The sequence below is a fragment of the Streptomyces sp. NPDC097129 genome, from assembly GCF_055668065.1.
Map to the genome: position 1 here is coordinate 1 of NZ_JBVOQE010000094.1, position 1,140 is coordinate 1,140.

The 1,140-nt window shown below is 61.8% G+C and carries 1 protein-coding gene; it reads left to right on the top strand.

All coding sequences use genetic code 11. The annotated features are described in order from the left end of the window. On the top strand, positions 1 to 1,140 hold a 1,140-nt coding region (locus AC0B9F_RS38345), incomplete at both ends, for a sensor histidine kinase (protein WP_472010460.1).

A 1,140-nucleotide genomic window follows, 5' to 3' on the forward strand; every position in this document is an offset into this window, starting at 1 on the left:
CCTGCTCCTGCAATTGGCGTTGTTGGCGCTGGTCATCGGTGTGGGGGCCGCGCTCGCAGTTGTCGACGAACGCCGAGACAGCGACGACGCGATCCGCAGGCAGGTGAGCTCGATAGCGCAGACTCTCGCCCTGTCGGATTCGACGGCGGCAGCCCTGACGAGTCCGGACCCGACCGCGATTCTGCAACCACAGACCGAGAAGATCCGACAGGCAACCGGCGTCGATTTCATCGTGGTGATGGCGCCTGATCGCACTCGGTTCACCCACACGAGCCCGGAGCTGATCGGTCAACTCTTCACCGGGAACATCGACCGCGCACTTGCCGGCGTGACCTTCACAGAGACGTACGCCGGGTCGCTGGGGCCGTCGATCCGCGCAGTCACGCCTGTTTACGATTCCGGCGGAACCCTGGTCGGTCTGGTTTCTGCCGGTGTCACCCGCGAGCAGATCAGCAAGCAGTTCGCCCAAAGTGTTCCGGTCATCCTGTTCGTTGCCGGCGGCGGTCTTCTTGCCGCCCTCCTGAGTTCACTTCTGGTGAGTCGGCGTATCCGGCGACAGACCCTGGGGATGGCGCCGGATGAACTGCGCACCATGTACGAACACCACGACGCCGTCCTGCACAGCATCGGTGAGGGTCTGGTGGTGATCGGGCGAGGCCGAAGCAGAGATGCGCGAGTGGATATCGTCAACGACGAAGCGCGTCGCCTCCTCGATCTACCGGACGGGCCCGTGCCACTTTCGTCCATCCCCGAGACCATGCGAGTCGACGACGCCTCTCCCGCGAAGGATCAAGTGCACCTCACCGACAAGCGTGTGCTGGGGGTCAACCAACACCCGGTTGAGTGGGAGGGCAACAGAATTGGCACCGTGCTGACAATTCGCGATCACACCGAATTGCAGAACGTACTCGGGGAATTGGATTCGGTACGGAGTTTTGCCGAGTCGCTTCGATCGCAAGCCCACGAGAGTGCAAATCGTCTTCACACGATCATCACGATGGTCGAGTTGGGCCGGAACGAAGACGCAGTGGCCTTCGCCACCAATGAATTGCGAGTGTCCCAACAGTTGATAGATCGTCTGATGAATGCGGTCCACGAGCCGGCGCTCGCCGCACTGCTGCTCGGGAAAATGAGTGAAGC